Annotated in this window: 4 protein-coding genes; 2 read left to right on the top strand and 2 right to left on the bottom strand. The window is 66.5% G+C overall.

Annotated elements, in window-relative coordinates:
• Positions 1 to 167, bottom strand: a 167-nt coding sequence (locus tag AAF184_25735; protein ID MEO0425757.1) for a hypothetical protein, incomplete at its 3' end; no start/stop codon positions are given.
• A gap of 130 nt (positions 168 to 297) precedes the next feature.
• Between AAF184_25735 and AAF184_25730 the strand changes: the two genes are divergently transcribed.
• Entirely contained in the window at positions 298 to 1,179 is an 882-nt protein-coding gene (locus AAF184_25730; GenBank protein ID MEO0425756.1) for a LysR family transcriptional regulator, read from the top strand.
• Between the two features lie 74 nt (positions 1,180 to 1,253).
• Entirely contained in the window at positions 1,254 to 1,793 is a 540-nt protein-coding gene (locus AAF184_25725) for a DUF924 family protein (protein ID MEO0425755.1), read from the top strand.
• Between the two features lie 6 nt (positions 1,794 to 1,799).
• On the opposite strand, the gene AAF184_25720 is transcribed toward AAF184_25725, so the two are convergent.
• A partial coding sequence (locus AAF184_25720; protein ID MEO0425754.1) for an alpha/beta hydrolase occupies positions 1,800 to 2,273 on the bottom strand: 474 nt, incomplete at its 5' end.

Genomic DNA, 2,273 nt, shown 5'->3' with positions numbered 1-2,273 from the left:
CCGGGCGGCACCCGATGCGTCAGCAGGTCCAGCAGCAAGGTCTCCTCGCCGGCCGGCGGCGCCTTGATAAGTTCAACCAGCTCAGTGACTTGCTCCGCGCTCAGGGGTTTCGGCGGGATTCCCTGTTGGGCACGTTCCTCGACGTGCGCGCGATAGGCCTCGAGCATGATGTTGCCTCCTGGAATGGACAGCTAGGTGGGTAGGTGGAGGAAAGTACCACAGGCCTATTTATGCGTAAAATCGATATTTTGCATGCGATAAATTAATATTATGCATGCATATACTAGCGGCATCCCTATGGACCTGAACCTCATGCGCTCCCTGGTCGCCGTGGCCGACGCGGGCGCCATCACCGAGGCCGCCGCCCGCCTCGGCCTGACCCAGCCCGCCCTCACCCGACGCATCCAGTTGCTCGAGGAGGAGTTCGGCGCAGCGCTCCTCAGCCGCAGCCGCAAGGGCGCGGAACTCACCACCCTCGGCGAGATCGTGGTGACCGAAGCCCGCGCGCTGATCGAGCGCTACGACCAGTTGAAGACCGTGGTCACCAGCCACCACAACCTCGAGGGCGGCACCGTGCGCATCGGCGGCGGCGCCACCGCCGTCTCCTTCGTGTTGCCCGACGCCATCGCGGACTTCCAGCGCGCCTACCCCGGCGTGCACTTCCACGTGAAGGAGGCCAGCAGCAGCGAGGTGGCCCGCGATGTGGGCGACGGCCGCCTGGAGCTGGGCCTGGTCACCGAGCCCGTGCGCTCCGCGGGCCTCGAGATCACGCGCCTCTTCGAGGACAGGATCGTGCTGGTCACCGCCGCCGACTCCCCCGCCGCCAAGGCCCAGCGCATCGACGTGAGCGAACTGGACGGCCGCAACTTCGTCGGCTTCGAGGGCGGCAGCGCGATCCGCCAGATCGTCGACACGGCCCTGCGCACCGCCGGCGTGGAGGTGCAGGTGGTGATGGAGCTGCGTTCGATTCCCGCCATCCTGCGCATGGTGGCTACTACGGGCACGATGGCGTTCGTTAGCCAATTGGGTGTGTTGAGCCAGTCGCTGGTGGCACCGCTCGAGGTGAAGGGTCTGTCGATCACGCGGCCGATCGGCCTTGCAAGACGCAGCGGGCGAGAACTTGCGCCCCCTGCCGAACGCTTTGCGGAACAACTGCTATCGCGGTTCACGCGAGCGTAAGCCCTACGCTACACGTACCGTGAGGGCCGTGCGGCGGGACACCGACCTCATCCACCGGCAAGGGTATCCGACCTATGCAAGACATCCTGGATTTCTGGTTCCAGACCATCGACTCCAAGCAGTGGTGGCAAAAGGACGATGCGTTCGACGCCCTGTGCCTGAGTCGCTTCGGCGATCTCTACGAAGCCGCGGCGCGCGGCGAACACGACGATTGGCAGGGCACACCGCTCGGGTGCGTCGCCCTCTGCCTGGTCCTCGACCAGATCCCGCGCAACGCCTTCCGCGACACCCCACGCGCCTTCGCCACCGACGCAGCCGCCCTCGCCGTCACCCACCATGCCGTGGCGCGGGGCTTCGACCTCGACCCGTCCCTCGACGACTCCCACCGCCAGTTCCTCTACATGCCGATGCAGCACAGTGAACGCATCGAGGATCAACGCGAAGCGCTGCGCCTGGCGGATCGCATCACCCGCTGGGATTTCGCCGGCTTCGCCAAGCGCCATCACGACATCATCGAGCGCTTCGGTCGGTTCCCCCACCGCAACGCCATCCTCGGCCGGGAGAGCACGGAGGAGGAACGCGAGTTCCTCACCCAACCGGGCTCGTCGTTCTAGGGCGAGCTACACTCCAGCCGACTCGACGAAGTCGGCGATCGCTGCCAGCAGTGCGTTCGGTCGCTCACGGTGGGGCACGTGGGCACAGCGCTCGAGCACGAGCATGCGGGCCGGCGCAGCACTCATGTCGACGATGCGCTTGGGGAAAGCCAGCGAGCCGTACTCGTCGCGATCTCCATGCAACGCGAACACCGGGCAGCGCAGAGCGCTGAGAGGCTCGTCCAAGGACCAATCCGCAAAGGCGTCGCTCAACCACACATCGGTCCAGGCGCGCAGTACCCAACTCGCCTTATCGCCGTGATAGCGCACCAGGCGCTGGAAGTGCACCGCTTCGGCGAAGGTGCGCTTTGCTGCCCGGATGCCCTCGCGCGTCTTCTCCTCGACGAAGGCCTGGGCGGCGACGGTGATCACCGCTCTCACGCGCTCGCGCAGGCCTGCCTGGGCCGCCGCGGTGATGGCCATGCCGCCACCCACGCTGTG

The sequence above is a fragment of the Pseudomonadota bacterium genome (genome assembly GCA_039815145.1).
GTDB lineage: Bacteria > Pseudomonadota > Gammaproteobacteria > Steroidobacterales > JBCBZW01 > JBCBZW01.
This window is presented reverse-complemented; position numbering and strand designations above follow the sequence as displayed.

Excerpts from the sequence above, each read along its gene's own strand:
- AAF184_25730 (MEO0425756.1), top strand. The coding sequence starts at position 298 with ATGGACCTGAACCTCATGCGCTCCCTGGTCGCCGTGGCCGACGCGGGC.
- AAF184_25725 (MEO0425755.1), top strand. The coding sequence starts at position 1,254 with ATGCAAGACATCCTGGATTTCTGGTTCCAGACCATCGACTCCAAGCAG.